Origin of the sequence: Azoarcus sp. L1K30, from assembly GCF_018122735.1 — a bacterium.
Classification (GTDB): domain Bacteria; phylum Pseudomonadota; class Gammaproteobacteria; order Burkholderiales; family Rhodocyclaceae; genus Parazoarcus.
The window spans coordinates 1,899,912-1,925,182 of the sequence record NZ_JAGRRD010000001.1 but is presented as its reverse complement, the minus strand read 5'-3'; the positions used below and the strand labels follow the sequence as shown (position 1 = coordinate 1,925,182).

Here is a 25,271-nt window from a genome sequence, read left to right as displayed (position 1 = left end):
GTGCTATAATCCGGCGGCTTGTTCTGGCTTTCCACCGAGCACTGAATTCTACCAACAAGCGGCAGGCAGACAAAGTTTCCCGTTGTTTCTTGCGGAAGCGTGTGATGTGTCGAGCGGGCCCCACCGGCGCCCGTTTTTTGTTGCCGCATTGTTGAATCATCCCGCCGCCGGGCGCTGCGTTCGCCACAGGCAATTTTTGGTTAGTCGCATGCTTACGATCCATAACTCCCTCACCCGACGCAAGGAACGCTTTCAACCGATCGATGCCGGCAAGGTTCGCATGTACGTCTGCGGCATGACGGTATACGACTATTGTCATCTCGGTCATGCGCGCGTGATGGTGGTGTTCGACATGGTTGCACGCTGGTTGCGGGCCAGCGGATTCGATGTGACCTATGTGCGCAACATCACCGACATCGACGACAAGATCATTCGGCGGGCACAGGAAAATGGCGAGACCATCCGTGCCCTGACGGACCGTTTTATCGCCGCCATGCATGAGGACGCGGATGCGTTGGGCGTGTTGCGTCCGGATCATGAGCCGCGCGCGATGGATTACGTTGCCGGCATGCAAAGCCTGATCGGTCGTCTCGAGGAGAAGGGTCTGGCCTATGTGGCGGCCAACCGGGATGTCTGCTTCGCGGTACGAAAATTCGACGGCTACGGCAAGTTGTCCGGCAAGTCGATAGACGAACTCCGCGCTGGCGAACGGGTTGATGTCGTCGATGACAAGAATGACCCGCTCGATTTCGTGCTGTGGAAGCATGCCAAGGCCAGTGAGCCCGCCGAGGCGAAGTGGGATTCACCCTGGGGGAGTGGTCGTCCGGGGTGGCATATCGAGTGTTCGGCCATGAGTGCCGACTTGCTCGGCGATCATTTCGACATTCACGGCGGCGGTCAGGATCTGCAATTCCCGCATCACGAGAATGAGATCGCGCAGTCGGAGGGCGCTCACGGGCACGCTTTCGTCAACTACTGGATGCACAACGGTTTCGTACGCGTCGACGACGAGAAAATGTCCAAGTCGCTGGGCAATTTCTTCACCATTCGCGACGTGCTCAAGCAGTACGATCCCGAAGTCGTGCGCTTCTTCATTCTGCGTGCGCATTATCGCAGCCCGCTGAATTACTCGGATGCCCATCTGGACGATGCGCGCCAGGCCTTGACCCGTCTGTATACGGCGCTGAAGTCGGTGCCCGTGGAGGCGGTAGCGCCAGACTGGAACGGCCCGTGGGCGCAGCGCTTCCGTGCGGCAATGGATGACGACTTCAATACGGCAGAAGCCCTGGCTGTGCTCTTCGATCTGGCCAATGAGTTCAATCGTGGTGGCGAACCCGCGCTCGGCCAGCAATTGAGGGCCTTGGGCAAAGTGCTGGGTCTGCTTGAACGTGACGCTACTGTGTTCCTGCAGGGGCGTGTTGCCGCAGGGGATGGGCTCGATGCTGCGCAGATCGAAAGCATGATCGAGGCGCGCAGCGCAGCGAAGAAGGCACGCGATTTTGCCGAAGCAGATCGACTGCGTGCCGCTTTGCTCGAGGCCGGGATCGTGCTGGAAGACGGGCCGCAAGGCACGAGCTGGCGCCGCGCCTGACCTGGCTCGAATGAAAAGGGGCGGCCGGTATCGACGCCCCTTTTTTGCATCGCGTTCGGGGCGTTCAGCGGGTGAAGCGCCCCTTGCTGATGATCGCCAGATCGACGAAATTCAGTCCGGTGCGGCTGCGGCTGGAAAATCCCAGTTTCAGGCCGCCTGCATCCCAGTCGCCCAGACTTTCGAGGGCGCTCACGAGCTTGTCGCGCGTCAGGTCGCGTCCGCCACGGCGCAGTCCCTCGGCAAAGCTGCGGGCGGCAATGTAACCCTCGAGCGCGGTGTATGAATAACTCTGACCGGCCTTGTCGGCGAGCTGCCGGTAATCGCGCACGATCGGATAATCCACCCGGAACGGTGAAGGTACGACCTGCGCAATGACGAGGCCGTTGGCCTGCTCGCCCAACTCGCGGATCAACTGACGGCTGCTGATGACCGACAGCCCATAGAGCATCGGCCGGTAGTTGCTCGCAAGCAGCGCCCGGATAAAGGCGGGCGAGCTGTTGCCTGCAGTGACCATGATCACGGCTGCGGAATTGGCGGCCGCCACCTTCTGCACAGCTTCGACTGCGTTGCTGCCATCGGAGGCGATCGGCGCGGCGGTCGGCGCCGGCAGTCCGCGTCGAATCATCGCTGCATTGGCGGCATCGAGCCCTGCCTGACCGAAGGGGTCGGCGTGGTGCACGACGGCAAACGATTTCACGCCGATGTTGGCGAGGTGGTCGACCATCTTCTCGATTTCCTGCGAGTAAGATGCGCGCAGGTGGAACACCATTGGGTTCATCGGCGTGCGAGTCGCGTCGGCGCCGGTGTATGGCGCGAAGTAGGGCACCTTGGCGGCGCTGGCTACCGGGATCGATTTCAGGCTTGGGCCCGTGCCGAAACAGCCGAACAGCGCCAGAACCTGATTCTTCTCGATCAATCTGTGCACGTTTTCGGCCGCGCGCTCAGGGTTGTATCCGTCATCGAGCGTCACCAGTTCGATCTTGCGGCCATTGATGCCGCCACGTGCATTGATCTGATCGAAGAGCAGCATCGCGCCGGACAGGTACTCCTTGTTCAGTTCGGACAGCGGGCCGGAAAGCGCGCCGGAGTGCCCAAGGGTAATGGTGTCGTCGCTGACACCCTGCTGGGACCACGCGCTGGTGGCAATGAGAAGGGGTGCAATGGTCCAGACCGCCATTGCCCGCAGAGGGCGAAAAAACGTCATCTTGTCTCCACTGGGTCTCAATGCGGACCCGCTTGTCATTGTAGCGTACGAAAGCGCGGCGGGCATTGCAACACCTCCGGGGAGGTTGATGCAATGCCCGCGACGCTTTTTGCGGCTTGCCGATCAGGTGCCGAAGAACTCGCGCACCTTGTCCATCCAGCCCTTGGCTTTCGGATTGTGACGGTCGACGTTGCCGCTGGAAATCGATTCGAATTCCTGCAGCAGTTCGCGTTGGCGATCGGTGAGCTTGACCGGGGTCTCGACGACGACATGGCACATCAGGTCGCCATGCGTATGCGAGCGCACGTTCTTGATACCCTTGCCGCGCAGGCGGAACACCTTCCCGCTTTGTGTCTCGGCCGGGATCTTCAGGCGGGCCATGCCGTCCAGGGTCGGGATTTCGATTTCGCCACCCAGCGCCGCGGTAGTGAAGCTGATCGGCATCTCGCAGTGCAGGTCGTCGTGGTCGCGCTCGAACACCGAATGCTTGCGAATATGAATCTCGACGTAGAGATCGCCCGCCGGACCGCCATTGACGCCGGGTTCGCCGTGGCCGCCATGGCGCAGTCGCATGCCCTCGTCGATGCCGGCCGGAATCTTCACTTCGAGCGTCTTCTGCTTCTTCACCCGCCCGGCACCCCCGCAGTCCCGGCAAGGATCGGGAATGATGCGTCCGCTGCCATGACACTTCGGGCAAGTCTGCTGAATCGAGAAGAAGCCTTGCTGAATGCGCACCTGACCGGCGCCGCCGCAGGTGGGGCAGGTCTTGGGCTGGGTACCGGGCTTGGCGCCGCTGCCGTGGCAGGTGCCACACTCTTCCACGGTGGGAATGCGGATCGTCTTTTCCGCACCGCGGGCGGCCTCTTCCAGCGAGATCTCGAGGTTGTAGCGCAAGTCCGCGCCCCGATAGACGTTCGAGCGTCCGCCACGCGCACCGGCAGCGCCACCGAAGATGTCGCCGAAAATGTCGGAGAACGCATCGCCGAAGCCTTCGAACCCCTGGCCCCCGCCGCCCATGGTCTGGTCCACGCCGGCATGTCCGTAGCGGTCGTAGGCAGCCTTCTTTTGCGGGTCGGAGAGCATCTCGTAGGCCTCCTTGGCCTCCTTGAATTTCTCCTCTGCATCCTTGCTGTCCGGGTTACGGTCCGGATGGTGCTTCATGGCCAGCTTGCGGTAGGCCTTCTTGATCTCGTCGTCGCTGGCGTCACGATTGACGCCGAGTATTTCGTAGTAATCCCGTTTGGACATGGTGTTTCGCTCAGGCTTGTGGGGGTCTCGGCAACGGCCGGTGGCCGCACGCTTCAGTCGTATCTGGTCGAATCAGGCCGCGCACGGGGGTGTTGCTCGTCACTGCTGTTCGAGAACGCCCAATTTCGTGCAAAGGCCGAGCCGGCCGGAGCGAAGGCTCCGGCAGGGGCTCGGCCGTTCAGTCTGCCGTCAGGCGAGACGCTTACTTCTTATCCTTGACCTCGGTGAACTCGGCGTCCACCACGTCAGCGTCGTCGGTCTTATTGCCACCTGTCGTACCGGCCGCTTGCTCGCCAGCTTCAGCATCTGCCTGCTGACCATACATCGCTTCGCCAAGTTTCTGGCTGGCCATCGCAAGCGCTTGCGTCTTGGCTTCGATGCTGTCCTTGTCGCCACTCTGGATGGCGGCTTCGGCTTCCTTGATCGCGGCTTCGATCTTGGCTTTGTCCTCTTCGCCGACCTTGTCGCCGTGCTCGGCCAGTGCCTTCTTGGTCGAGTGGATCAGGGTGTCGCACTGGTTGCGTGCATCGACCAGTTCGCGCGCCTTCTTGTCTTCCTCTGCATGCGAAGCGGCGTCCTGCACCATGCGCTCGACTTCAGCATCGGACAGACCCGAGTTGGCCTGGATCTTGATCTTGTTCTCCTTGCCGGTCGCCTTGTCCTTGGCCGACACGTGGAGGATGCCGTTGGCGTCGATGTCGAAAGTGACTTCGATCTGCGGCATGCCGCGCGGTGCGGGCGGGATGTCGGACAGGTTGAACTGCCCCAGGCTCTTGTTGCCGGCAGCCATCTCGCGCTCGCCCTGCAGCACGTGGATGGTCACGGCCGACTGGTTGTCGTCGGCGGTCGAGAAGACCTGGCTGGCCTTGGTCGGGATCGTGGTGTTCTTCTGGATGAGCTTGGTCATCACGCCACCCATGGTCTCGATGCCGAGCGACAGCGGGGTGACGTCGAGCAGCAGCACGTCCTTGACCTCGCCTTGCAGAACGCCGCCCTGGATGGAGGCGCCGACGGCAACGGCTTCGTCAGGGTTCACGTCCTTGCGCGGCTCCTTGCCGAAGAACTCCTTCACCTTTTCCTGCACCTTGGGCATGCGGGTCTGGCCGCCGACCAGAATGACGTCGTCGATGTCGGAGACCTTGAGGCCGGCATCCTTCAGTGCAACTCGGCAGGGCTCGATCGAGCGCGTGATCAGGTCTTCGACCAGGGACTCGAATTTGGCGCGGGTGATCTTGACCGCGAGGTGCTTCGGACCGGAGGCGTCTGCCGTGATGTAGGGCAGATTGACTTCGGTCTGGCTGCCCGAGGATAGTTCGATCTTGGCCTTTTCGGCGGCTTCCTTCAGGCGTTGGAGGGCGAGCACGTCGTTCTTGAGATCGACACCTTGCTCCTTCTTGAACTCGGTGACGATGTAATCGATGATTCGCTGGTCGAAGTCCTCGCCGCCGAGGAATGTGTCGCCGTTGGTAGCCAGCACTTCGAACTGGTGCTCGCCATCGATGTCCGCGATCTCGATGATGGAAATATCGAAGGTGCCGCCGCCGAGGTCATAGACCGCGATTTTGGAGTCACCGGGCTTCTTGTCCATGCCGAAGGCGAGGGCTGCAGCGGTCGGCTCGTTGATGATGCGCTTGACTTCGAGGCCGGCGATCTTGCCTGCATCCTTGGTGGCCTGGCGCTGGCTGTCGTTGAAGTAGGCCGGCACGGTGATGACCGCTTCGGTGACTTCCTCGCCGAGGTAGTCTTCGGCGGTTTTCTTCATCTTGCGCAGCACTTCGGCCGACACCTGCGGCGGGGCGATCTTCTTGCCGCGCACTTCAACCCAGGCGTCGCCATTGTCGGCCTTGGCAATGGTGTAGGGCATCATCGCGATGTCCTTCTGCACTTCCTTCTCTTCGAAGCGGCGGCCGATCAGGCGCTTGATGGCGAACAGGGTGTTCTTGGCGTTGGTGACCGCCTGGCGCTTAGCCGGCGCGCCGCACAGGATCTCGCCGTCTTCCGCGTAAGCCACGACGGACGGCGTGGTACGCGCACCTTCGGAGTTTTCGATGACCTTGGGCTTGCCGCCTTCCATCACGGAAACGCAGCTGTTGGTGGTGCCGAGGTCGATGCCGATGATCTTGCCCATGACTTTTCCTTTATGTCCTGAATGTGGTGTTTGAGTCGGCCGTGCCGGCTCAGGCTTGATTCGAATATGGGGTGAAGTGACGGGGTTTCAAGCCGTCATTCCGGCCAATTAAGCCGATTTCGCCTTGGATACCATGACCATGGCCGGACGGATCACGCGCTCATTGAGCAGGTAGCCCTTTTGCAGCACGTTGATCACGGTGTTGGGCTCGGCGTCCGATTCGAGCGCACCGATGGCCTGATGCTTGTTGGGGTCGAACTTCTGGCCGGCGGGGTTTTCCTCCACCAGATTGGCGCTTTCGAACGCGGAGACGAGTTGCTTCAAGGTCAGTTCGACGCCTTCGCGCAGCTTTTCCAGGGTCTGGTTCTCGGTCCCCAGTGCGGCTTCAAGGCTGTCCTTGACCGGCAGCATCGCGGTGGCGAACTTCTCCGCGCCGAATTTGGAAGCCTTGGCGATGTCTTCCTGTGCGCGTCGACGGACGTTCTCGGTTTCGGCCTTGGCGCGCAGCCACGCGTCGTGGTGCTCCGACGCCTTCAGTTCGGCTTCGCGAAGGCTCTGCTCGAGGCTAGGCATCACATCGTGCGCAGCGGGCTGTTCGGTCGCCTGTTCCGGTGCGGGCTGTTCGTTGGCGGCGCTTTGCTGCTCGAGCTCTGCGTTGTGCTCCGGTGTCGGCTTCTGTTCCTGCATGGATGATCGCTCCCTGTGTTCATCAATCGCCCAACAGCTTGGGGCAGGCGGCAGGATTTCAAGTGCCTGGCGAAGAAAAAAATCGATCGCGGCCCCGAGCGCATCCTTTGCAATCGTGTTGGCGGCGTCGGCGTAGCGAAGCCCTTGTGCATGCTAAAATTGCACGCTTTTGGTTCAAGCGGGTTTTACCGCCTCAGCGCATGACACAGTTCGCCAAGGAAACACTTCCGATCAGTCTCGAGGAGGAGATGCGCCACTCCTATCTCGATTACGCAATGAGCGTGATCGTGGGGCGTGCGTTGCCCGATGCGCGCGACGGCCTCAAGCCGGTGCACAGGCGGGTGCTGTATGCGATGCACGAGCTCTCCAATGACTGGAACCGGGCGTACAAGAAGTCTGCGCGTATCGTCGGCGACGTCATCGGTAAGTACCATCCGCACGGCGACACGGCGGTGTACGACACCATCGTGCGCATGGCGCAGGATTTTTCGCTGCGTTACATGCTCGTCGATGGACAGGGCAACTTCGGCTCGGTCGACGGCGACAACGCCGCGGCGATGCGATACACCGAAATCCGCATGGCGCGGATCGGTCATGAGCTGCTGGCCGACATCGACAAGGAAACCGTCGATTTCGGGCCGAACTACGATGGTTCGGAAAAAGAGCCGCTGGTCATGCCGGCGCGCATTCCGAATTTGCTGATCAATGGTTCGAGCGGTATCGCGGTCGGCATGGCGACCAATATCCCGCCGCACAATCTGGGCGAGATCATCGATGCCTGCCTCAAGCTGCTTGAATCACCCGAAACGGATATCGATGCCCTGATCGAGATCGTCAAGGCGCCCGACTTTCCCACCGCGGGCCTGATCTACGGGCTGCACGGGGTGCACGAGGGTTACCGCACGGGCCGGGGGCGGGTGATCATGCGCGCGCGCACCCACTTCGAGCCGATTGGCAAGAGCGACCGCCAGGCCATCATCGTTGATGAGCTGCCCTACCAGGTGAACAAGCGCACCTTGCAGGAGCGCATGGCCGAGCTGGTCAACGAGAAAAAGATCGAAGGTATCAGCGAGATCCGCGACGAGTCGGACAAGTCGGGCATGCGTCTGGTCGTCGAGCTCAAGCGTGGTGAGATGCCCGAGGTGGTGTTGAACAAGCTGTTCAAGCACACCCAGCTGCAGGACAGCTTCGGCATGAATATGGTGGCGCTGGTGGACGGTCGTCCACGGCTGCTCAACCTCAAGCAGATGCTGGTGTGCTTCCTCGAGCACCGGCGCGAGGTCATTACCCGTCGCACCATCTTCGAACTGCGCAAGGCGCGCGACCGCGGTCACATCCTCGAAGGTCTGGCAGTTGCGCTGTCCAATGTCGACGAAATCATCGCGCTGATAAAGGCCGCGCCGACGCCGGCCGATGCCAAACGTGGCCTGATGGATCGAACCTGGCGCTCGCCGTTGGTCGAGGAGATGCTCTCGCGCGCGCTGGCAGACAGTTATCGACCCGAGGCGCTCGACCCGCAGTTCGGCTTGTCGGCCCAGGGGTATCGCCTGTCCGAAGCGCAGGCCCAGGCCATCCTCGAACTGCGCCTGCAGCGCCTGACCGGCCTCGAGCAGGACAAGATCGTCAGCGAGTACCGCGAAGTGATGGATCTCATCACCGACCTGCTCGACATCCTCGCTCGCCCCGAACGCATCACCGAGATCATCGTGGCCGAGCTCACCGCGATCCGCAACCAGTTCGGCGATCCGCGTCGCTCGGAACTGGTGATGAATACGGCCGAGATCAACATTGAAGATCTGATCACGCCGGAAGACATGGTGGTCACGCTGTCGCATACCGGTTACTTCAAGCGTCAGCCGCTGGCCGACTACCGCTCCCAGCGTCGCGGCGGGCGTGGCAAGCAGGCGACGTCGATGAAGGATGAGGATTTCATCGATCATCTGTTCGTCGCCAACACGCACGACACCGTGCTGTGCTTCTCGAATCGTGGCCGCGCCTATTGGCTGAAGGTATATGAGGTTCCCGAAGGTACGCGCAATTCGCGCGGCAAGCCGATCGTGAATCTCTTCCCCCTGACCGAGGGCGAAAAGATAACCGCCGTACTGCCGGTGCAGTCCTTCGACGACGATCATTTCGTGTTCATGGCAACCTCGGCCGGAACGGTGAAGAAGACCGCATTGACGGCATTCTCCAATCCGCGCAAGGCCGGCATCATCGCCGTCCATCTGGACGATGGCGATCATCTGATCGGTGTCGAGATTACCGATGGTGCCTGCGACGTGATGCTGTTCTCCGATGCCGGCAAGGCGGTGCGCTTTGCCGAGGGCGACGTGCGTCCGATGGGACGCGAAGCACGGGGAGTGCGCGGCATGACGCTCGAAGATGGTCAGCGCGTCATTGCCATGCTGGTGGCCACCGACGAATCGCAGTCGGTGCTGACCGCCACCGAGAACGGATACGGCAAGCGCACGCCGGTGGCCGAATACACACGCCATGGTCGTGGCACCAAGGGCATGATCGCGATCCAGACCTCGGATCGAAACGGCAAGCTGGTCGGTGCCGTGCTGGTCGAGCCGACGGGCGAAGTCATGCTGATTTCCACCGGTGCGGTACTGATCCGGACCAAGGTGCAGGACATCCGTGAACTCGGCCGCGCAACCCAAGGGGTGACGCTGATCAGTCTCGACGAGGGTACCTATCTTGCCGGTATCGAGAAGGTCGCCGAGTCTGACGAGGACGAACTGGTGGGCACCGCGAGTGATGTGGCGGGCGGCGATGACGCGGGCGGTGCCGGTGCGGACGAAGGTCCGGTCGCGGACGCCGGCGACGAAGCGTCGACAGAAGGCAACGGTGAGGAAGGAGGCGAGGCATGAGTCGGGTGTGGAATTTCAGCGCCGGGCCCGCGGTATTGCCCGAGGCGGTACTGCGGCAGGCGGCTGAGGAAATGCTCGACTGGCACGGTGCGGGCATGGGTGTGATGGAGATGAGCCATCGCGGCAAGGAGTTCATGTCCATTGCCGAGGCGGCCGAGGCCGACCTGCGCGAATTGCTCGCTGTGCCGTCGAATTACCGCATCCTGTTCATGCAGGGTGGAGCGATTGCCGAAAATGCGATCATCCCGATGAACTTGCTCGGCACCAGGCGGGTGGCGGACTATGTCGTCACCGGCTCGTGGTCGATGAAGTCGCAGAAGGAAGCGCGGCGATACTGCGAGGTCAATATCGCCGCGAGTACCGAGTCGTCGGGCTTCACGTCGGTGCCGGCCATGACCGAATGGAAGCTGTCTGCTGATCCGGCCTTTGTCTTCACCTGTACCAATGAGACCATCGGTGGCGTTGAGTTTCCGTTCGAGCCGGACCTGGCGACGATTGGCCGCGGTGAAGTGCCGGTGGTGGCCGACGTGTCCTCACACATCCTGTCACGCAGGATGGATATTTCGAAATACGGCCTGCTGTTCGGTGGTGCGCAGAAGAACATCGGCCCTGCCGGCCTGACCATTGTCATCGTGCGCGAGGACTTGCTGGGCCGTTCGGTGCCCGATTGTCCGACCGCCTTCGACTACAAGACGGTTGCCGACAATGGTTCGATGTACAACACGCCGCCGACCTACGCGATCTACATTGCCGGTCTCGTGTTCCAGTGGCTCAAGCGCGCGGGCGGGGTGGCTGCAATCGAAGCGCAGAACGTCGCCAAGGCGGAATTGCTCTACGGCTATCTGGATCAATGTGATTTCTACGAGAATCGTGTCGATCCTGCCTGCCGCTCACGCATGAACGTGCCCTTCTTCCTCAAGGACGAGCGTCTCAACGAAGCCTTTCTGGCCGAATCCAGGGCCGCGGGCCTCGTGCAGTTGAAGGGGCACAAGTCGGTCGGAGGCATGCGTGCCTCCATCTATAACGCGATGCCGCTTGCCGGGGTGCAGGCGCTGGTCGATTTCATGCGCGACTTTGCCGCGCGCAGGGCCTGAGCCCGAACGGGCGTTTTGAGAGCTGAGCATGAGCGACGAACTGCTGAACCTGAGAAACCGGATTGACAGCCTCGACGAGGAGATTCTTGCCCGTCTGTCAGAGCGTGCGCGCTGTGCCCAGCGCGTCGGTGAAATCAAGCAAGGCAACATCTACCGGCCCGAACGCGAAGCCCAGGTGTTGCGGCGATTGGCCGACATCAATCCGGGCCCTCTGCCGGGCGGGGCGGTGCAACGGATCTTTCGCGAGATCATGTCTGCCTGCCTCGGCCTCGAGCAGCCGCTGAAGGTCGCCTACCTCGGCCCTGCGGGGACATTCTCGGAGAGCGCCAGCCGCAAGCATTTCGGTTCGGCGCCCAGCTTCCTGCCGATGGCCGCCATCGACGAAGTCTTCCGCACGGTGGAGCAGGGCAATGCCGACTACGGCGTGGTGCCGGTGGAGAATTCCACCGAGGGCGCCGTCGGCGGTACCCTGGATCTGCTGCTGGCCAATCCGCTCAAGGTCTGTGGCGAAGTCAAGTTGCGCATTCATCAGCACTTGTTGTCGCGCGCCGATGGCATCGGCGGCGCCAAGCGTCTCTATTCGCATGCGCAGTCGCTGGCGCAATGTCACGAGTGGCTCAATCGCAATCTCGCCAACCTGCCGCGCATTCCAGTGGCGAGCAATGCCGAGGCGGCCCGGCTTGCCGCCGAGGATCCCGAATCCTGCGCGATCGCGGGCGAGGCGGCGGCAGAACTTTACGGCCTGAACAAGCTCGCATCGAACATCGAGGATGATCCCAATAATTCGACGCGTTTCCTGGTAATTGCCCATCATGAAGCGGGCCCCTCGGGCAAGGACAAGACGTCGATCGTCTGTTCGGCTCCGAATCGCCCGGGTGCGATGTACGGGCTTCTCGAACCGTTGGCGCGGCATGGCGTCGATATGACCAAGCTGCAGTCGCGTCCAGCCAAGGGCGGACTGTGGGAGTACGTTTTCTACGTGGATCTGCAGGGGCATCAGAGCGATGCGGACGTTGCAGCTTCATTGAAGGAACTCGGCGAACGCGCAGCCTTCGTCAAGGTGCTGGGATCCTACCCGGTCGCCGCCATCTAATTCGTGTTGGAGATAGTCATGAGCGTTGCCGACAAGGCGCCCGATTACATTCGTTCGATTACCCCTTACCTGCCGGGAAAGCCGATTTCGGAGCTTGCGCGCGAGATGGGGCTGGCCGAGGCCAGCATCGTAAAACTCGCCTCCAATGAAAATCCGCTTGGGATGGGGGCGCGTGCGCGCGATGCGGCAATGAATACGTTCTCGGCGCTCTCGCGTTATCCGGACGGAGGCGCATTCGCGCTGAAGGCGGCGATTTCGCGCAAGTTTGGTGTGAGCGCCGACCAGATCGTGATCGGCAATGGCTCGAACGACATTCTCGAGCTCGCGGCCAGAACCTTCCTTGCGCCCGGGTTGGCCGCGGTGTTCGCGCAGCATGCGTTCGCGGTCTATCCGCTGGCCACGAATGCGACCGGTGCGCGGTGCATCGAAGTGGCCGCACGCGACTACGGCCACGATCTGGATGCCATGGCTGCGGCGATCACGCCAGATGTGCGCGTCGTCTTCATTGCCAACCCGAACAATCCGACCGGCACCTTCCTGCCTGGCGACGCGCTCGAGGCATTTCTCGCGCGTGTGCCGTCCGACGTGCTGGTGGTGCTCGACGAAGCGTATACCGAGTACCTTGCGCCCGAGCAGCGCTATGACGCCATCAGCTGGCTGCCGCGTTTTCCCAACCTGCTGGTGTCGCGCACTTTCTCCAAGGCCTACGGCCTGGCCGGGTTGCGCGTGGGTTATGCAATTGCACACCCGGGTGTCGCCGACCTCATGAACCGAGTGCGCCAGCCCTTCAACGTTTCCAGCGTGGCGCTTGCCGCCGCCGAGGCGGCGCTAGGCGACGATGAGTTTCTCGCGCAGAGTGCCGAGCTCAACCGTCGTGGCATGGTGCAGCTCACCGAGGCTTTTGCCGAAATGGGCCTGACGTGGATTCCGTCCGCAGGAAATTTTGTCACCTTCAAGGTTGGTGATGCGGCCGCGGTCAACCAGGGGCTGCTCAAGCGCGGCGTCATCGTGCGTCCGATTGCCGGTTACGGCATGCCTGAGTGGCTGAGGGTGTCGATCGGTCTGCCCGAGGAGAACAGTCGTTTCATCGAGGCCTTGCGCCAGATTCTGACTTGACCGCGCGGAGAAATGGCATGGCGCTGATCGGCAAGCTGGTGGTGTGTGGGGTCGGACTCATCGGCGGCTCGTTTGCCCTTGCACTGCGGCAAGCCGGCGCAGTGGAGCAGATTGTCGGTATTGGACGCACCGTCGGCGCGCTCGAGCGGGCGCGTGAAAGCGGGGTGATCGACGAATTCTGCACCGACTGGGAAACCGCGCTCGATGGTGCCAACCTTGTGCTGCTCGCCGCACCCGTGGGGCAGGTCGACGGCATCATGGCGGCCATGGCGCCGCATCTGGCGCCAGGCGTGGTGGTGACCGATGCTGGCAGCACCAAGCGCGACGTCATCGAGGCCGCCTACCGCCGCCTGGATGCGCGGCTGTCGCATGTGGTGCCGGCGCATCCGATTGCGGGGGCCGAGAAGAGCGGGGTCGATGCGGCCTTTGCGTCACTTTATCGCGGCCGCAAGGTGGTGCTGACGCCCCTGCCGGAAAACGCACCCGCTGCCGTGGCGCTGGTAAGGGCAGCATGGGAGGCCTGCGGGGCGACCGTGGTGGATATGGCACCGCAGGATCACGACCGCGTTTTCGCGGCGGTGAGCCACCTGCCGCATCTGCTGGCCTTCGGGCTGGTGCATGACCTTGCAGGACGTGCCAATGCCGAGTTGCTGTTTTCGCATGCTGCCAGCGGGTTCCGGGATTTCACCCGGATTGCCGGCAGTCATCCCGAAATGTGGCGCGACATCTGCATCGCCAATCGCCAGGCGCTGCTCGGCGAGCTCGACGAGTATCTGGCCGAGCTCGCCTACATGCGCGCACTGTTGATGGCCGGTGACGGCAAGCGTCTCGAGCAGATGTTCGAAGAGGCGCGCAGTGCCCGCAATGCTTGGGCCGAGCAGTTCGCACCGACATCCACTTCTGAGTGAATCATGGACTATCTGGATCTGCCTCCCTTGCTCGAGGCACGCGGAACGGTGCGCTTGCCCGGCTCCAAGAGCATTTCCAATCGAGTGTTGTTGCTGGCCGCCCTGTCCGAGGGCGAGACCCACATCCGCGACTTGCTGGCCTCGGACGATGTCGAACGCATGCTCGACGCCCTGCGCATCCTCGGCGTCGACTGGGTGCATGAAGCAGGCACTAACGACTATCGCGTGCACGGCGTAGGCGGGGCGTTTCCGGTCAAGGACGCTGAGTTGTTTCTGGGCAATGCCGGTACCGCGTTTCGTCCGTTGACAGCAGCGCTCGCGCTGTCCGGTGGCCGCTACCATCTTTCCGGTGTCGCGCGCATGCACGAGCGTCCGATCGGCGACCTGGTCGATGCCCTGCGTCAGATTGGTGCCGACATCGACTACCTGGGCAATGACGGCTTCCCGCCGCTGCAGTTGCGGCCCGCCGACATCCGCGGGGGCGGTGTGGTTAGGGTACGGGGCGACGTCTCGAGCCAGTTCCTTACGGCGCTGCTGATGGCCTTGCCCCTGACCGGCGAGGAAGTGGTAATCGAAGTGGTCGGTGAACTGATCTCGCGCCCCTACATCGCGATCACCCTCGATCTGATGGCACGGTTCGGTGTTTCCGTCACGCATCAGGACTGGGAACGGTTCGTCGTGCCAGGCAATGCGCGCTATCGTTCGCCGGGCACGGTCTATGTCGAGGGCGACGCGTCCTCAGCATCGTATTTTCTGGCGGCTGGCGCCATTGGCGGCGGCCCCGTCCGTGTCGAGGGGGTCGGCAGCAGCAGCATCCAGGGTGATGTCCGCTTTGCCGAAGCCTTGCAGCAGATCGGCGCCCATGTCGCCATGGGCGACAACTGGATCGAGGCCTCGGCACCGGTGTCGGGGCGCCTGCATGCGTTCGATCTCGATCTGAACCACATCCCCGATGCGGCGATGACGCTGGCCGTCGCGGCTTTGTTTGCCGATGGTCCGTGCCGTCTGCGCAACATCGCCAGCTGGCGGGTCAAGGAGACAGACCGTATTGCCGCCATGGCGACCGAACTGCGCAAGGTCGGGGCGGTGGTGGAGGAGGGGGCAGACTACCTGTGCGTAACGCCGCCCGCCCACCTGCAGCCCGCCACGATCGACACCTATGACGACCATCGCATGGCGATGTGTTTCTCGCTCGTGAGCCTGGGCGAGTGCAGGGTGCGGATCAACGACCCGAAATGCGTCAACAAGACTTTTCCCGGCTATTTCGAAGCCTTCGCGGGCGTGGTGAGGCCAGTGCCGGTGGTCGCCATCGACGGTCCGTCGGCGTCAGGCAAGGGTACGGTTGGTGCACGCGTCGCCGAGGCGCTCGGTTGGCAGCATCTCGACAGCGGCTCGCTGTACCGCCTGACCGCCTTGTCCGCAATCCAGAAAGGGGTTGAGCTCGATGACGAGGCGGCGCTTGCCGCGCTCGCCTCGGCGCTGCCGGCGCGTTTCGTGGGTGGCAACGTGCTGCTCGGCGAAGTGGATGTCAGCGACGAGATTCGTGAAGAGGTGTGCTCCGTTGGGGCCTCCCGGGTGGCGGTGCTTCCGGCCGTTCGTGCCGCACTGTTCGGACGTCAGCGGGACTTTCGCAAGGGCCCGGGGCTGGTTGCCGAAGGCCGGGATATGGGGTCGGCGATCTTTCCCGATGCCGAGGTCAAGGTGTTTCTGACGGCCTCGGCTGAGGCGCGTGCGGAGCGTCGTTATAAGCAGTTGATCGAAAAGGGTTTGCCTGCTAAACTTGAGAGCTTGATGCAGGACCTTCGTGAACGGGACGCGCGTGATGCCGCCCGCGCCGTGGCTCCCCTGCAGCAACAACCGGACGCGGTGCTGCTCGATACCACTTCGATGGATGTCGATGCGGCCGTGGCTTTCGTGCTCGATCTCGTGCGGGGTCGGGGGCTGGCTCCCGGTTGAGTTTCGCCATGCCCGGGCAAGGGTGCCCGGAGTGTGTTTTCCAACTTACTTTGCTTGCCGTCGCACGCCGGTTCCGGATTCTTTCTCTTTATGTCAACTGCCACCCCCGCCTTCGAAGAAAGCTTTGCCGCCCTGTTCGAAGAAAGTCTCGCCCTTCAGGAAATGCGTACCGGTGAAGTCATCACCGCGGAAGTCGTACGCATCGACCAGAACTTCGTCGTCGTCAATGCCGGCCTGAAGTCCGAGAGCTATGTTCCCATCGAGGAATTCCGCGACGACCGCGGCGACCTCGAAGTCAATGTCGGCGATTTCGTCCATGTTGCAATCGATGCACTCGAAGACGGTTTCGGTGAAACCCGTCTGTCGCGCGACAAGGCCAAGCGCATCTCGGCCTGGAACGACCTCGAGAAGGCACTGAACGAAGGCACGCTGGTGAAGGGCGTGATCTCCGGTCGCGTCAAGGGTGGTCTGACCGTCATGACCAACAGCATCCGCGCCTTCCTGCCGGGTTCGCTGGTCGACATGCGTCCGGTCAAGGACACCACGCCGTACGAAGGCAAGGAATACGAATTCAAGGTCATCAAGCTCGACCGCAAGCGCAACAACGTTGTCGTGTCGCGTCGTGCAGTGCTCGAAGAGTCGATGGGCGAAGAGCGCGAAAAGCTCCTCTCCAACCTCAAGGAAGGCACGGTCATCAAGGGTATCGTCAAGAACATCACCGATTATGGTGCGTTCGTTGACCTCGGCGGCATCGACGGCCTGCTGCACATCACCGACCTGGCCTGGCGTCGTGTGCGTCACCCGTCGGAAGTGCTCAACGTTGGCGATGAAATCGAAGCCAAGGTGCTCAAGTTCGACCAGGAAAAGAACCGCGTCTCGCTGGGTCTCAAGCAGCTGGGCGAAGATCCGTGGGTGGGCATCTCCCGTCGTTACCCGCAGGGTACGCGCCTGTTCGGCAAGGTCACCAACATCACCGACTACGGCGCATTTGTCGAAGTCGAGCAGGGTATCGAGGGCCTGGTTCACGTCTCCGAAATGGACTGGACCAACAAGAACATCCATCCGACCAAGGTTGTCCAGCTGGGCGACGAAGTCGAGGTGATGATTCTCGAAATCGACGAAGACCGTCGCCGTATCTCGCTGGGCATGAAGCAGTGCGCTTCGAACCCGTGGGACGATTTCGCCCTGAACCACAAGAAGGGTGACAAGGTTCGCGGTCAGATCAAGTCGATCACCGATTTCGGTGTGTTCATCGGTCTGGAAGGCGGCATTGACGGCCTCGTCCATCTGTCCGACCTGTCCTGGAGCGAAACCGGCGAAGATGCCGTGCGCCGCTTCAAGAAGGGCGACGAAGTCGAAGCCATCGTGCTTGCCATCGACGTCGAGCGCGAGCGTATCTCGCTGGGCATCAAGCAGATGGAAGGCGATCCGTACACCAACTTCATTGCCACCCACGAGAAGAACAGCCTCGTGACCGGTACCGTGAAGTCGGTCGAACCGCGTGGCGCCGTGATCGCCCTGGGTGACGAGGTCGAGGGCTACCTGCGTGCTTCCGAAGCCGCGACGCATCGTGTCGATGATCTGACGACCGTGCTGAAGGAAGGCCAGGAAGTTGAAGCCGTCGTCATCAACGTCGATCGCAAGACCCGTTCGATCAACCTGTCGATCCGTGCCAAGGATCAGGTTGAGCAGAGCGAAGTCATGAACAAGATGGCTTCCGAGAGTGCCGCTGCATCGGGCACGACCAACCTCGGTGCCCTGCTCAAGGCCAAGATGAACGAGCAGAAGCAGTAATCCAGCCGATCATGACCAAATCGGAGTTGATTGCCCAGTTGGCGGCGCGTTTTCCGCAGCTGGTTGCAAAGGATGCCGATTACGCGGTCAAGATGATTCTCGATGCGATGACCGACGCCCTGGCGCGCGGGGATCGCATCGAGATCCGCGGGTTTGGAAGTTTTGCGCTGAACTATCGTCCTCCGCGGACGGGACGCAATCCCAAGTCAGGTGATAAGGTTCACGTGCCTGAAAAGTACGTGCCCCATTTCAAAGCCGGCAAAGAGTTGCGCGAGCGGGTGGACATCGGCGGTTGACCGCGCGGCGATCGGTGGAATGAATCTCGGAAGGCGGCTTCGGCTGCCTTCTTTTTTGTCATCTGCTCGGGGATAATGTCGCGATGCGCGTATTGATGTGGTTCCTTCGCCTCCTGCTGTTTTTCATCCTCTTCGGCTTTGCGGTCAAGAACGACCAATTGGCCAGTCTGAGGTTCTTCTTCGGCAGTGAATGGCACCTGCCCATTGTCTTCATCATCCTGATTGCGTTTGCGGCAGGCGCGCTGCTCGGGGTGACGGCAACCTTCGGATCCTTGCTGCGGCAGCGACGCGAGATTTCCAGACTGCGCAAGCAGCTTGAACGCGCGGGGCGAGAACGCGCCGAGGCCAGGCCGCCGGTTGCCGAGGCGCAAGCCCCCGAGACACTCTGACATCCATGGAAATCGAATTCTGGTGGCTGCTCGCGCTGCCGCTGTTTTTTGGCTTGGGCTGGCTCGCCGCCCGTATCGATATCCGCCAGGTCGTACACGAATCGCGGGCCTTGCCACGCTCGTACTTGAGCGGGCTGAATTTTCTGCTCAACGAGCAGCCTGACAAGGCCATCGACGCGTTCGTCGAGGCAGTCCGCATTGATCCGCAGACGATCGAACTGCATTTTGCGCTTGGCAGCCTGTTTCGGCGGCGCGGCGAAACGGATCGCGCGATCCGCATGCACCAGTTGCTTGTCGATCGGGAGGATCTCTCCGAGGAGCAGCGCCTGCAGGCCCTGGGGGAACTCGGCCAGGATTTTCTGAAGGCCGGTTTGCTCGACCGTGCCGAGGCGGTCTTTCTGAGATTGCGTGGCACCCGTGCCGATGATGTGGCCCTGCGCTATCTGCTCGAGATCTATCAGCAGGAAAAAGACTGGGGAAAGGCGATCGAGGTCGCGGCGTCGCTGACCGATCACGACAGCATCCATTGGCGTACCGATGTTGCTAATTTTCATTGCGAACTGGCCACACAGGCGCTGGCCAATTCGCGCTTCGACGACGTGCGACGTCATGTCGACGAGGCGCTCGCCATCAATCGGCGCTGCGTGCGCGCGAGCCTGATCCAGGGAGATCTGCTGCTTGCGCAGGGGCGCGATGAAGAAGCGCTCGAGGCCTGGAAGCGCATTGAAAATCAGGACCCTGTCTACCTGGCGCTGGCCGCACAGAGGGTGATGGATGCCTATGGACGCCTGGGGCGTATCGAGCAGGGACATCAGTTGCTGCGCTCGTGGCTGCAGCGACATTCCTCGCTGGACCTGCTCGATGAACTGTTTCACTGGGAAATGGATAAACTGGGCGCGAAAGCGGCCTACGAACTGGTACGCGAAGAGCTGCGCCGCAATCCGACCCTGCTTGGGCTGGACAAGCTGCTCGAGGCAGCGGTGCTCGCGGCACCGACGGAGCAGCGTGCCGATATCGAAATGATCAAGCAGTTGATTCATGGTCACACCCGCAAAGTCGCCCGCTATCGCTGCGACACCTGTGGTTTCAAGGCACGTCAGTTTCATTGGCGTTGTCCGGCGTGTGGTGGCTGGGAAACCTACCCGCCACGCCGCACCGAGGAATTCGATCTCACGCCGTGAGCGCCACGCTCCGGTCTTGTACAGGGGAAGTGCATGAAGGTTACCGTTATCGGAACCGGATACGTCGGACTCGTCAGTGGCGCCTGCCTGGCCGATGTGGGCAATGACGTGCTGTGCCTCGATGTGGATCCGAAAAAGATCCGTATCCTGGAGCAGGGCGGCATTCCGATCCATGAGCCGGGTCTGCTCGAGGTCGTGCGACGTAACGTGGAGGCCGGGCGCCTGTCCTTTTCGACAGACGTCGAACGCGCAGTGAATCATGGTCTGGTGCAGTTCATCGCGGTCGGTACCCCGCCCGACGAGGACGGTTCGGCCGATCTGCAGTATGTCCTGGCGGCGGCGCGCAACATCGGCCGTTACATGACCGAATACCGCGTGGTGGTGGACAAGTCCACGGTGCCGGTGGGAACCGGCGACAAGGTGCGCGCGGCCGTGTCCGAAGAACTCGCCCGGCGTGGTGTCAATGCCGATTTTTCCGTGGTGTCCAACCCCGAGTTTCTCAAGGAAGGCGCCGCGGTGGACGATTTCATGCGTCCGGACCGCATCATCGTCGGCGCGGACGATGAGCGCGCGATCGAACTCATGCGGCAACTCTATGGACCGTTCCAGCGCAACCACGAAAAGCTGCTGGCGATGGACGTCAGAAGCGCGGAGCTGACCAAGTACGCGGCGAACGCGATGCTGGCAACGCGCATCAGTTTCATGAACGAACTTGCCAATCTGGCCGAAACCCTTGGTGCGGACATCGAGCTGGTGCGCCAGGGGATCGGTTCCGATCCGCGCATCGGCTGGCACTTTCTCTATGCAGGCTGCGGCTATGGCGGGTCCTGCTTCCCCAAGGACGTCAAGGCGCTGGTGCGCACTGGCGGTGAGCATGGCCACGATCTGCTGCTCCTCAACGCGGTCGAGGCGGCTAACGATGCGCAGAAACTGCGCCTGGTGGACAAGCTCGTGGCGCGCTTCGGCGAGGACTTGTCCTCGATGCGCTTCGCACTGTGGGGGCTTGCTTTCAAGCCCAACACGGACGACATGCGCGATGCGCCGAGTAGGGTCATCGTCGATGAACTCTTCAAGCGCGGAGCGACGGTTACAGCCTATGATCCGGTCGCGATGGACGAGGCCAGGCGGATCTTCGGCGACGAACCGAGGCTGCAATATGCCCAGCGGCCGATGGCGGCCCTCGAGCAGGCAGATGCGCTCATCATCGTGACCGAATGGAAGGAATTTCGCAGTCCTGATTTTGAATCCATCGGGAAGACACTGAAGAATCCGGTGATCTTCGATGGGCGCAACATGTACGATCCGGCAGTAATGCGCCGGGCTGGCATCGAATACCACGGCATTGGTCGACGCTGAGCGCGCGGTCGCGCGGACGAAAACGGAAGGGTATCGACATGGATTTCAGGACGCTCGAGGATTACGTTGGGCAAACGCCGCTGGTACGGCTCAAACGCATCAATGGCGGGCGCAACAACGTCATCCTGGGCAAGCTCGAGGGTAACAATCCGGCTGGCTCGGTAAAGGACAGGCCTGCGCTGTCGATGGTGATGCATGCCGAGGCGCGTGGGCTCATCCACCCTGGTGACTGCCTGATCGAGGCGACCAGCGGCAATACCGGCATTGCGTTGGCGATGGTGGCCGCCATGCGCGGTTACCGCATGATCCTGGTGATGCCCGAGAACCAGAGTGTGGAGCGCCGACAGTCGATGCGGGCCTTTGGCGCGGAACTCGTGCTGACGCCGAGGGAAGGCGGCATGGAGATGGCTCGCGACGTTGCGGAGAAGATGCGCGACGAGGGGCAGGGCATCATTCTCGACCAGTTCGGCAACCCGGACAATCCGCTCGCGCATTACGAGGGCACTGGCCCGGAGATCTGGGAGCAGACTGGCGGGCGCGTGACGCATTTCGTCAGTTCCATGGGCACGACAGGCACCATCATGGGTACGTCGCGCTTCCTCAAGGAGCGGAATCCGGCGATCGAGATCATCGGCTGCCAGCCTGAGGAGGGATCGCAGATACCGGGCATCCGCAAATGGCCCGAAGCCTATCTGCCGAAGATCTACGAAAAACCCAGGGTCGATCGACTCGAGTATGTCGGTCAGGCTGATGCCGAGGAGATGACCCGACGCCTTGCGCGCGAAGAGGGTATCTTCGCGGGCATTTCGTCCGGTGGTGCGCTGCATGTCGCGCTGCGTCTGGCGGAGCGTGTCGAGAATGCGGTGATCGTGACGATCATCTGCGATCGTGGCGACCGTTATCTGTCGACGGGTGTGTTTCCCGGCTGAGTTGCGCCCCATGCGGCGGCTGTGCATGTTCTTGTGCACGGCGCTGCTGATGTGGTCGCCCGCCGCGACTGCACTCGGGGTGCTCAGCCTGAAGATCGACCGGGTCGAGCATCCGGCGTTTGGTCTGGCTAACCTCAGCTTCGATTTTCCATCTGATGGGCGCGTCAGTCTGAGCATCGGTGCGCTGCGCATTGCCGATCACCGCTGGCGCAGGTTGCGTCTTGAGTGCGCTGGCGGCGGGTTCGACGCGGCCGTCCTGCGCTGCGAACGCGGCGTATTGCGCTTGCCGGGTGTGCGCGAATCAGTGCGCGTCGACTTCGCGCTGGATATGGTTGCCCGCGCTGGCACGCTCGAACTGTCGGTGGCAACGCGCGGCCGGATTGCGATCGAGCTGTTTGCCGATGGCAGTGCGCGTGCAAATGTGTCCGCGCTGGACCTGACCTTGTTGAGGGAGTGGGTCCCGGGGCTTGCAAGCGTGTCGCCGGGCGGGCGGTTCGACGGCGTTTTCAATTGGCGCCCATCACGCGATATCGAGCTCAGCGGCCGCCTCGACGGCGGGCATTTCGGAACACGCGATGGACTTCAGGCCGCGGAGAATCTCGGTGTCGAGGTGTCGATCCGGCTTTCGCCCGGTGTCGGAGGCTGGGATTGGCAGGCGACGCTGGATTGGCAGGATGGCGCGGCTTACCTGCACCCTTTCTATGTCGAAGCCGGAATCTGGGCGCGTGCGCACGGTGATTTTTCCGATGGCAGACTCAACGTGCGCGAGGCCGCCATCTCGCTCGAAGGTGTGGAACAGCTCGCCGCCTCGGCTGTAATCGATTTTCGCGCTGGTTCGCTGGTGCGCGCGGCGGTGGCCCTTGCAAATGCGGATCTCGCGGTGGTTGGGCCGAAATGGGTGGCGCCGCTGGTCGCGCCCGCGGCGGGTGATCGACTGAAATTTGCCGGTCGGGTCAGTGGGGCGATGGAGTTCGAGCACGGCGAATTGCGCGCGCTCGATGCGGTCTTCGACGAGGCGGGTTTCAGTCTCGCTGGCGGAGACGGTGGGCCGGGGCTGGCCTTCGGTCCCATGAGCGGCCATGTTCCCTGGCGTGAGAACCGGTCGACGCAGGCATCCCTGCATATTGGCGGGGGGTGGTGGCAAAAGCTTGCGCTCGGCGCGTTCGATCTCGATGCCAGGATCGAGGGAAGGGCGGTGCGCGTCGACCGACTGCGTATCCCTGTCCTCGATGGCGCTTTGGTGTTCGACGACCTGAGTCTGAACGATGGCGATGTTGGGTGGGTCGGCGGCGGCAGTCTGGTGGTCGAGCCGCTGTCGATGCCGCTGCTGACCGAGGCGATCGGCTTGCCATCGATGTCGGGGGTGTTGTCGGCGTCAATACCCGGTCTGCGGGTATCGCCGGGTGAAGTGGCGCTGGACGGGGCAATGGTGGTGTCCGTATTCGACGGCTATCTGCGCGCGACCGGACTCAGGCTGCTTGAACCCTTCGGCGTCGGTTCGCACCTCTTTGCCGATATCGAGGCGCGCCACATCGATCTGGCGCAACTGACGGAGACATTCAGCTTCGGCAGTATCTCCGGATTCGTCGATGCCGATATTCGTGCGCTGGAACTCGTGCGCTGGAAGCCGGTGGGTTTCGCCGCCCGCATCGACAGCAGCCCGGGGCATTACCGGCGGCGCATCAGCCAGCGTGCGGTACAGAACATCAGCGCACTCGGCGGCGCAGGAGCGATGGCGGCGATTCAGCGCGGCATCCTTGGCTTCTTCGACACCTTTGGCTACAGCAGGATCGGGTTCGGTTGCGAATTGCACGCGGGCGTGTGCGAGATGGATGGCATCGGCAAGCCCGGTGCGGATGGGCGCTTCGTGATCGTCAGCGGTGGCGGCATCCCGGCCCTGGATGTCATCGGCTACAATCCGCGTGTCGATTGGCCCGTGCTGGTCGATCGCCTTCAGCGCGTCATCGCCGGCAATACGGCCGCCGAAGTGCGCTGATACCGGCAGCAGGCGTTGCCGCGATAACAGGGAGGTGACATGTCGCCGAACGTGCGCAAACTGATGTTGGGTGTGTTGGTGCTGACTGCCAGCGCCTGCGTCACGATCAATATTTATTTTCCGGCCGCTGCGGCAGAAAAGGCGGCTGACCGGATCATCGACGAAGTCTGGCAATTGCGTGATGGCGCCAGTGCGCCGGCCCGGCAGCCCGCAGAAGGAAAGAAACCATGAAAATCGCCCACCTTGTCTGTGCGGTGCTGATGAGCGCCTCACTGTCGGCCGTGGCCCAGGGCAATCTCGAAATCGACTCTCCTGCCATCGGGGCACTGAAACAGTCCATGCAGCAGCGTCACGCGCAGTTGGCGCCGCTTTACCAGTCCGGCGCCGTAGGGATTGCGGCAGACGGATCGGTGGCCTTGCGTAGCGCGGCCAGCGTGCCGCTGGCGCAGCGTGGCCAGGTCAATGCGCTGATTTCGGCCGAGAATGCCGATCGCAGCGCGTTGTACCGGGAGATCGCACGAGCCAACGGCCATCCGGAGTGGGAGGGCGATGTACGCAAGACCTTTGCCGAGCGCTGGGTGCAGCGCGCGCAGCCGGGTTGGTGGGTGCAACAGGGTGGAGGCTGGGTGCAGAAGTGATGCCGACCCTTGTCTTCGATATCGAAACCATTCCCGATGTCGATGGTATCCGCAGGCTCAACGAACTGCCGGACGATTTGTCTGACTTCGAGGTTGCCGAATTTGCCTTTCAGCAGCGGCGGGCAAGCCATGGCACGGATTTCCTGCCTCATCACCTGCAGCGTGTGGTCACCATTTCGTGCGCCATGCGCGACGCCAACCAGTTCCGTGTGTTCTCTTTGTCGGAACCGGAGTCGAACGAGGGGCAGATCATCCAGCGCTTTTTCGATGGCGTGGAGCGCTTCACCCCGCAGATCGTGTCGTGGAACGGTGGCGGCTTTGATCTGCCGGTGCTGCACTACCGCGGCATGCTGCACGGCGTGTCGGCGCCACGCTACTGGGATCTCGGCGACGGTGACTTTGCCGATTCGCGCGACTTCAAGTGGAACAACTACATCAGTCGCTATCACACCCGTCACCTGGACCTGATGGACATGCTGGCGATGTACTCGCCGCGTGCGAATGCGCCGCTGGACGACCTGGCCAAGCTCATGGGCTATCCGGGCAAGCTCGGCATGGATGGTTCTGCGGTCTGGAGCGCGTGGCAAGCAGGGAGGATCGCGGAGATTCGCGATTACTGCGAAACCGACGTCGTCAATACCTACCTCGTTTTCCTTCGTTTTCAGCAAATGCGCGGGCGTCTGGACGCCGCCGGCCTGGCCAGCGAGCATGCGGTCGTGCGTGAAGCCTTGGAGCGGATCGGTGCGCCGCACTGGGAGGCCTTCCTGGCCGAATGGAACGAAACATGAGTCTTT

At 62.2% G+C, this 25,271-nt stretch carries 21 protein-coding genes; 17 read left to right on the top strand and 4 right to left on the bottom strand.

What is annotated here, in order from left to right:
- The first annotated feature begins 208 nt into the window (after positions 1-208).
- The gene (cysS, locus tag J5J83_RS08735) at positions 209-1,591 is read left to right on the top strand and encodes a cysteine--tRNA ligase (RefSeq protein ID WP_212347991.1); all 1,383 of its coding nucleotides are present in this window, start codon (positions 209-211) and stop codon (positions 1,589-1,591) included.
- Between the two features lie 64 nt (positions 1,592-1,655).
- Here cysS and J5J83_RS08730 read toward each other — a convergent pair whose 3' ends face one another.
- The 4 genes from J5J83_RS08730 to grpE form a co-directional block, all read right to left on the bottom strand.
- Positions 1,656-2,795, bottom strand: coding sequence for an ABC transporter substrate-binding protein (locus J5J83_RS08730; protein WP_212347988.1), 1,140 nt, complete (start codon positions 2,793-2,795; stop codon positions 1,656-1,658).
- A gap of 123 nt (positions 2,796-2,918) precedes the next feature.
- The gene (gene dnaJ, locus J5J83_RS08725; protein ID WP_212347985.1) at positions 2,919-4,043 is read right to left on the bottom strand and encodes a molecular chaperone DnaJ; all 1,125 of its coding nucleotides are present in this window, start codon (positions 4,041-4,043) and stop codon (positions 2,919-2,921) included.
- A gap of 202 nt (positions 4,044-4,245) precedes the next feature.
- Positions 4,246-6,171, bottom strand: a complete 1,926-nt coding sequence (gene dnaK / locus J5J83_RS08720) for a molecular chaperone DnaK (protein ID WP_212347982.1) — start codon at positions 6,169-6,171, stop codon at positions 4,246-4,248.
- A 108-nt stretch (positions 6,172-6,279) separates the two neighbouring features.
- On the bottom strand, positions 6,280-6,858 hold the full coding sequence (grpE, locus tag J5J83_RS08715; RefSeq protein ID WP_212347978.1) for a nucleotide exchange factor GrpE: 579 nt from the start codon (positions 6,856-6,858) through the stop codon (positions 6,280-6,282).
- A 200-nt stretch (positions 6,859-7,058) separates the two neighbouring features.
- On the opposite strand from grpE, the gene gyrA reads away from it, so the two are divergent.
- From gyrA to J5J83_RS08635, 16 genes are all read left to right on the top strand, one after another.
- Positions 7,059-9,731 carry a DNA gyrase subunit A gene (gene gyrA / locus J5J83_RS08710; protein ID WP_212347975.1) on the top strand — a complete coding sequence of 891 codons (2,673 nt, stop codon included), beginning with the start codon at positions 7,059-7,061 and terminating at the stop codon, positions 9,729-9,731.
- Positions 9,728-10,825 carry a 3-phosphoserine/phosphohydroxythreonine transaminase gene (gene serC, locus J5J83_RS08705; RefSeq protein ID WP_212347972.1) on the top strand — a complete coding sequence of 366 codons (1,098 nt, stop codon included), beginning with the start codon at positions 9,728-9,730 and terminating at the stop codon, positions 10,823-10,825. Before gyrA ends, serC begins: the two co-directional genes overlap by 4 nt.
- Before the next feature lie 28 nt (positions 10,826-10,853).
- Complete coding sequence (gene pheA, locus J5J83_RS08700; RefSeq protein WP_212347969.1) at positions 10,854-11,918, top strand: prephenate dehydratase; 1,065 nt, start codon at positions 10,854-10,856, stop codon at positions 11,916-11,918.
- 18 nt (positions 11,919-11,936) lie between these two features.
- A complete protein-coding gene (hisC, locus tag J5J83_RS08695; RefSeq protein ID WP_212347966.1) occupies positions 11,937-13,034 on the top strand; it encodes a histidinol-phosphate transaminase in 1,098 nt (365 codons plus the stop codon).
- Positions 13,035-13,051: 17 nt separating this feature from the next.
- Positions 13,052-13,942, top strand: a complete 891-nt coding sequence (locus J5J83_RS08690; protein WP_212347963.1) for a prephenate dehydrogenase/arogenate dehydrogenase family protein — start codon at positions 13,052-13,054, stop codon at positions 13,940-13,942.
- Between the two features lie 3 nt (positions 13,943-13,945).
- Complete coding sequence (locus tag J5J83_RS08685; RefSeq protein ID WP_212347960.1) at positions 13,946-15,898, top strand: bifunctional 3-phosphoshikimate 1-carboxyvinyltransferase/cytidylate kinase; 1,953 nt, start codon at positions 13,946-13,948, stop codon at positions 15,896-15,898.
- A 90-nt stretch (positions 15,899-15,988) separates the two neighbouring features.
- The gene (rpsA, locus tag J5J83_RS08680) at positions 15,989-17,692 is read left to right on the top strand and encodes a 30S ribosomal protein S1 (protein WP_212347957.1); all 1,704 of its coding nucleotides are present in this window, start codon (positions 15,989-15,991) and stop codon (positions 17,690-17,692) included.
- A gap of 11 nt (positions 17,693-17,703) precedes the next feature.
- Positions 17,704-17,988, top strand: coding sequence for an integration host factor subunit beta (locus J5J83_RS08675; RefSeq protein WP_108947605.1), 285 nt, complete (start codon positions 17,704-17,706; stop codon positions 17,986-17,988).
- An 83-nt stretch (positions 17,989-18,071) separates the two neighbouring features.
- Positions 18,072-18,377, top strand: coding sequence for a LapA family protein (locus J5J83_RS08670; RefSeq protein WP_212347954.1), 306 nt, complete (start codon positions 18,072-18,074; stop codon positions 18,375-18,377).
- A gap of 5 nt (positions 18,378-18,382) precedes the next feature.
- A complete protein-coding gene (gene lapB / locus J5J83_RS08665) occupies positions 18,383-19,558 on the top strand; it encodes a lipopolysaccharide assembly protein LapB (RefSeq protein WP_212347952.1) in 1,176 nt (391 codons plus the stop codon).
- A 33-nt stretch (positions 19,559-19,591) separates the two neighbouring features.
- Positions 19,592-20,914, top strand: coding sequence for a UDP-glucose/GDP-mannose dehydrogenase family protein (locus J5J83_RS08660; RefSeq protein WP_212347950.1), 1,323 nt, complete (start codon positions 19,592-19,594; stop codon positions 20,912-20,914).
- Between the two features lie 32 nt (positions 20,915-20,946).
- Positions 20,947-21,843 carry a cysteine synthase CysM gene (cysM, locus tag J5J83_RS08655; RefSeq protein WP_349251946.1) on the top strand — a complete coding sequence of 299 codons (897 nt, stop codon included), beginning with the start codon at positions 20,947-20,949 and terminating at the stop codon, positions 21,841-21,843.
- A gap of 25 nt (positions 21,844-21,868) precedes the next feature.
- The gene (locus tag J5J83_RS08650) at positions 21,869-23,839 is read left to right on the top strand and encodes a hypothetical protein (RefSeq protein ID WP_249115660.1); all 1,971 of its coding nucleotides are present in this window, start codon (positions 21,869-21,871) and stop codon (positions 23,837-23,839) included.
- 39 nt (positions 23,840-23,878) lie between these two features.
- Positions 23,879-24,070: a hypothetical protein gene (locus J5J83_RS08645; RefSeq protein WP_212347941.1), complete on the top strand. Its 192-nt coding sequence runs from the start codon at positions 23,879-23,881 to the stop codon at positions 24,068-24,070.
- Entirely contained in the window at positions 24,067-24,477 is a 411-nt protein-coding gene (locus tag J5J83_RS08640; RefSeq protein ID WP_212347938.1) for a YdbL family protein, read from the top strand. Before J5J83_RS08645 ends, J5J83_RS08640 begins: the two co-directional genes overlap by 4 nt.
- Positions 24,477-25,265: a 3'-5' exonuclease gene (locus tag J5J83_RS08635; protein WP_212347935.1), complete on the top strand. Its 789-nt coding sequence runs from the start codon at positions 24,477-24,479 to the stop codon at positions 25,263-25,265. The genes J5J83_RS08640 and J5J83_RS08635 overlap by 1 nt, the downstream gene beginning before the upstream one ends.
- Positions 25,266-25,271 lie beyond the last annotated feature (6 nt).